This is a genomic window from Flavobacterium piscis, assembly GCF_001686925.1.
Taxonomy (GTDB): domain Bacteria; phylum Bacteroidota; class Bacteroidia; order Flavobacteriales; family Flavobacteriaceae; genus Flavobacterium; species Flavobacterium piscis.
In genome coordinates, this window is record NZ_LVEN01000014.1 from 1 (window position 1) to 1,730 (window position 1,730).

Sequence of the window (1,730 nt, forward strand, 5' to 3'; positions counted from 1 at the left end):
AAAGGTAAAAAATAAACTGAAAACTATTTTAGAATAGCGCCACAAAAATATTGAGGAACTCTTCAATTCAAAGAATTTTATTCCACAGATTCCATAGATGAAAAAATCGCAACGGATTCACGAATTATAATAGTAAATTCAATTGATCGGTTAAAAAAATTCTTGAATTCGTAGCAAACAAAAATAGCGTTACTTATAATGACAAAACAAAAAGTTACTTTTTTCTGGTTTCGACGTGATTTGCGTCTTGATGATAATATCGGGTTATTCAATGCCCTGCAATCTGATTTTCCGGTAATTCCGTTATTTATTTTTGACGACGATATCTTAGAAAATCTTCCTGAAAATGATGCGAGAGTCAGTTTCATCTACGATTCACTTGAAGCAATAAACGAACAACTTCAACTAATTGATTCATCAGTCTTAATAAAAAAAGGAAAAACTTTTGAGGTTTGGAAATCACTTGTTTCCGAATTTGACATTCATCAAGTATTCTTTAATAAAGATTACGAACCATACGCTATTACACGTGATTTATCAATTCAGGAATTATTAAGAAAAAATGACATTGAATCTTTTTCATTCAAAGATCATGTGATTTTTGAAGAAAAAGAAATCACCAAAGCTGATGGACTTCCTTATACCATTTATACGCCTTATAAAAATAAATGGCTGGAGAAATACCATCTTTCAGGACAAGCTTTTGAATACGATACAAAACCTTTGTTTATAAATTTTGCTAAGAACAATTTTAACTTTCCTGAATTATCCAAAATTGGTTTTGAAAGAAGCAGTATAAAAGTATTGCCCCACAACTTAACGCAAATAGGCAATTATAAAGAAACGAGAGATTTTCCAGCATTAGACAGTACATCTTATCTTTCTCCACATTTACGTTTTGGAACTGTTAGTATTCGAAAATTAGTGAATTGGGCCAACAAGAAAAACCAGACTTTTTTAAGCGAATTAATCTGGAGAGAATTCTTTATCCAGATTCTGTTCAATTTCCCAAATTGCGTGAATCACAATTTCAAGTCGGCTTATGATGGCATTCAATGGCGCAATAACGAAGACGATTTTAAGCGCTGGTGTTCCGGAACTACGGGTTACCCAATGGTCGATGCAGGAATGCGTCAGCTTAACGAAACCGGTTATATGCACAATCGTGTTCGTATGGTTGTCGCCAGTTTCTTATGCAAACATTTACTTATTAACTGGCAATGGGGCGAAGCTTATTTTGCCGAGAAATTACTGGATTTCGAATTGGCATCAAACGTAGGCAACTGGCAATGGGCAGCAGGAACAGGTTGCGATGCAGCACCATACTTCAGGGTTTTTAATCCGGAAATTCAACTAAAGAAATTCGACGAAAAAGGAATCTACATTCGTAAATGGATTCCTGAATTTGATTTAGGATATAATGAACCAATGGTGGATCATGCTTTTGCGAGAGATCGTGCAATTGCGACATATAAGGCGGGGATAATTAAATAAAATTCCAAATTTTTTACACGAAGCTTCGGGACCAAATCCCAAACATCTGATGCTTTAAAACTTGAGTAGGCAAGTACAAAATTGCCTGATATTTAGACCGACAGAATATAAAGACAATTCAAGTCCCAGAGGGACGATATATTTATAGAAAAGATACACATCATCATGTTAAAGCTCCAGCGGAGCGACATATAATTGCCGTAAAGATTATAAAATATACCACCCCGCTGGGGTTC

General features: G+C 34.8%; 1 protein-coding gene. It reads left to right on the forward strand.

The window, feature by feature from the left end; genetic code table 11:
• The first annotated feature begins 198 nt into the window (after positions 1-198).
• On the forward strand, positions 199-1,494 hold the full coding sequence (locus FLP_RS09640; RefSeq protein ID WP_065449319.1) for a cryptochrome/photolyase family protein: 1,296 nt from the start codon (positions 199-201) through the stop codon (positions 1,492-1,494).
• Positions 1,495-1,730 lie beyond the last annotated feature (236 nt).

What these genes read in the sequence shown, in the direction of transcription:
- FLP_RS09640 (WP_065449319.1), top strand. Translation starts at nt 199, where the DNA reads ATGACAAAACAAAAAGTTACTTTTTTCTGGTTTCGACGTGATTTGCGT.